Genomic DNA, 3,002 nt, shown 5'->3' with positions numbered 1-3,002 from the left:
GATTTCCAGTTGGCGACCTGGAAGTCGAGCAGCTTGATGTCGGGATTGGCGGCAAGGGCCGCGTCGAGGCCCTTCTTGCGTTCGATCGCCGCCGTGGTCGAGATCAGGCCGCCGAGCGCGACGATGCCGCCCTTGCCGCCGATGGTCTTGAACAGGATCTCGGCGATGGTCTTGCCGCTTTCGATGCCGTCGAACTCGATGTGGGAAACATAATTCGGGTTGAAGTCCTTCGGGTGCAGGTCGGACGGCTTGTTCCACTGCGTCACCACATAGGCGCCGGCCTTGGCGCAGGCTTCGACGATCGGGCGCGCGTCAGGTGTGTCATTGGGATCGGAATTCAGCACCATGTTGCCGCCGGTCTTGGCCAACATCGCCTTGATGTCGGCGATGCCTTTCTCGCTGTTGCCTTCCGACACCAGCGTGACGTGCTCAAGCCCAGCCCATTTGGCATAGGCCTCGGCGCCGGTCTTCCACACCGCGTGGTAGGGGTTGGAGAGCGAGCGGATCGACGTCACCAGCGTCGGTTTTTCCTGGGCCCGCAAAACGCTCGGCATGGCGAGCGCCGCTATGCCGGCGGTGGCGCCCATCATCAGCGTCCGGCGGCTGACCGAAAGCGTAAGATCTGTCCTGTCCTTCATATTCAAACCTCCCGATTGAAATCTGTTTCCCGCCCGGCGGCATGCGCGGGGAGCGCGGCCGGGCCTCCGATCGATGGGTTGTCAAGTTCCTCCACTTGTACGACAACCCTTCAACACCATAACCATACCCTTTCTCTTGACGCGGCACAAGCGACTTGAGATCGTTGCGTAGAGGAGAGCAGGGCACTGATTTCGCACTGCCAAGGGAGCGAGAATGTCTGACTACATCATCGTCGGCGGCGGCTCGGCCGGCTGCATTCTGGCCGCCCGCCTGAGCGAGGATCCGGACGTGTCGGTGACCTTGCTCGAAGCCGGTCCGCCCGACACCGATCGCTACATCCATTTGCCGGTCGGCTTCTTCAAGATGACGTCGGGACCGTTGATTTGGGGTTATGACACCGCGCCCGGCAAAGCGATCGACGGCCGCACCATGGTCTATCCGCAGGCGCGTGTGCTCGGCGGCGGCTCCTCGATCAACGCCCAGGTCTTCACCCGTGGTTGTCCGCAGGATTACGACGGCTGGGCGGCTGACAATGGCTGTGCGGGATGGAGCTACGCCGAGGTGCTGCCGTACTTCATCCGCTCCGAAGGCAACGACATCTTCGCCGGTCCGCAGCACGGCATCGACGGCCCGCTCGGCGTTTCCAGCGGCGCCCCGCATCCATTGACCCGGATCTTCGTCAAGGCGGCGCAGCAGGCGGGTCTTCCCTTCCGCGCCGACTTCAATGCCGGCGAACAGGCCGGCGCCGGCTTCTACCAGACGACGACGCGCCGGGGAAAACGCTCGAGCACCGCGGTCGCCTATCTGAAGCCGGCGCTTGGCCGCAAGAACCTGGCGTTGCGCACCGACGCCACGGTCAGCCGCATCGTTGTCGAGAATGGCCGCGCCATCGGCGTCGAGATCATCGTCAATGGACGCACCGAGCGGCTCGGCGCCGAGCGCGAGGTGATCGTCACCGCCGGCGCCATTGGCTCGCCTAAACTTTTGATGCTGTCCGGCATCGGCCCGGCCGCGCATCTCGGGGAGCATGGCATCAAGGTGATCCATGACCTCGCCGGCGTCGGCCAGAACCTGCACGATCACATGGATGTCGACGTGGTCGCCGAACTCAATGGCCCGCACGGCATCGATCGCTACAAGAAAAAGCGCTGGCAAGCGGTCGCAGGCCTCGAATACGCGTTGTTCGGCAAGGGACCGGTGGCCTCCAACATCGTCGAAGCCGGCGGCTTCTGGTGGGGCGACCGGGCGGAGAAGACGCCCGACATCCAGTTCCACTTCCTGCCTGGTGCCGGCGTTGAGGAAGGCATCGGCTCGGTGCCCGGCGGCAATGGCTGCACGCTGAATAGCTACCATGTCCGCCCCCGCTCGCGCGGCAGCGTCACGCTGCGATCGGGTGATCTGCGCGATCCGCCGATCATCGACCCCAATCCCTTCGCCGAGCGCTACGATCTCGAGCGCGCCATCGACGGCATCGAGATCAGCCGCGAGATCCTGTCGCAGCCGGCTTTTTCAAAATACATCAGCCGCGAGCATCTTCCCGGCGCAGCAATGCAGGGGCGCGCAGCGCTCGAAGCCTTCGCCCGTGAACATGGCCGCAGCGCCTACCATCCGGTCGGCTCATGCCGCATGGGCGGTGATACCGGGAGCGTCGTCGATCCAGAACTTCGTCTGCGCGGACTGCAGGGCCTGCGCGTCTGCGACAGTTCGGTCATGCCAAGCATCGTGTCTTCGAACACCAATGCAGCGGTGATCATGATCGCCGAGAAGGCGGCGGATTTGATCGCCGGGCGAGGCCCGCTGCCGGCGGTGACGGCCTAGTCGTCCGGGAACATCGAACGCGGCGGAAAGTCTGCACGGCTGTAGTCCACCACAATGAACTTGCCGCCCTGGTAGCGCTCGACCACCGGATTGTCCGTCACCTTGCCGCGCACCCGCTCGGCCTGGCTGTCGGAACTGTCGAGCGGCGTCCAGCCGAGCTTCAGCCTGGCATCGTGCCGCCAGAAACCGCGGCTGTTGTTGGACTGGCCCCAGATGACTGAGCAATCGACACGATCCGCTTCGGCGCAACGCTCGATCAGGCGCACAAAATCGTCATGCGATATCCAGGTCGACAGGATCCTCTCGTCCGGAACCTCCGGCAGCACCGAGCCGATGCGGATCAACACGCTTTCCACCGCATGCTTGTCGAAGTAGAGCCGCGCCAGCATCTCGCCATAGGCTTTCGACAGGCCGTAATAGCCGTCCGGCCTGAGCAGGCAGTCCTGGTCAAGAATCTCGGTGCGCTCGTAAAGGCCGACCGCATGCACCGAAGATGGAAACACCACCCGCGCCTCCTCTCTGCGCGCCGCCTCATAGATGTGAAA

3 protein-coding genes are annotated in these 3,002 nt (G+C 64.0%); 1 reads left to right on the top strand and 2 read right to left on the bottom strand.

Features of this window, described 5'->3' with window-relative positions:
* On the bottom strand, positions 1 to 638 hold a 638-nt coding region (locus EN884_RS31175; protein ID WP_164895270.1), incomplete at its 3' end, for a sugar ABC transporter substrate-binding protein.
* Positions 639 to 852: 214 nt separating this feature from the next.
* Here EN884_RS31175 and EN884_RS31170 point away from each other — a divergent pair.
* Positions 853 to 2,457 (top strand): GMC family oxidoreductase N-terminal domain-containing protein, encoded by a 1,605-nt coding sequence (locus EN884_RS31170; protein ID WP_063170662.1) that lies wholly within the window; start codon positions 853 to 855, stop codon positions 2,455 to 2,457.
* Here the strand turns inward: EN884_RS31170 and EN884_RS31165 are convergent.
* Positions 2,454 to 3,002 (bottom strand): NAD-dependent epimerase/dehydratase family protein (locus EN884_RS31165; RefSeq protein ID WP_164895269.1); only part of this gene is annotated, 549 nt, incomplete at its 5' end. The two genes, EN884_RS31170 and EN884_RS31165, sit on opposite strands and share 4 nt — an antisense overlap.

The sequence above is a fragment of the Mesorhizobium sp. M7A.F.Ca.AU.001.01.1.1 genome (genome assembly GCF_004022735.1).
Taxonomy (GTDB): Bacteria; Pseudomonadota; Alphaproteobacteria; order Rhizobiales; family Rhizobiaceae; genus Mesorhizobium; species Mesorhizobium ciceri.
Note: the sequence above shows the minus strand (reverse complement) of the source record. Positions and strands in the feature narration are given on the sequence as shown.